The 305-nt window shown below is 67.2% G+C and carries 1 protein-coding gene; it reads right to left on the bottom strand.

The genetic code is table 11. The annotated features are described in order from the left end of the window. The coding region (locus EN786_RS37010; RefSeq protein WP_189524398.1) for a hydantoinase B/oxoprolinase family protein at positions 1-305 on the bottom strand (305 nt) is incomplete at both ends.

The raw sequence follows: 305 nt of genomic DNA on the forward strand, positions 1-305 counted from the left end.
GCAGTTGTTGCCGGCAGGCGCCGCCGGCAGGCGTTCGGGTACGACTTGCGAGAAGGCCCCGAAGATGACGGACCGCAATCGCGCGCAGGTGAGCGAGCGCATGCCGACGGCGGCGGGATGGACCGGGTTCAGCACTGACCCTTGCGGCGTGATGCAGATAAACGGCCGGGCAAGGCCCGTGTTGAGCAGGATCTTCGGGTTCAGCGTGTAAAGCACGTAGTAGACGCCGACGAGCAGCATGGTGTGGCGCGGATCGCCGCCCGAAGGGACGTTGAGCGAGGAGCCGAGCTGCGGATCGGAGCCGG

It is taken from the genome of Mesorhizobium sp. M4B.F.Ca.ET.143.01.1.1, assembly GCF_004792275.1.
GTDB lineage: Bacteria > Pseudomonadota > Alphaproteobacteria > Rhizobiales > Rhizobiaceae > Mesorhizobium > Mesorhizobium abyssinicae.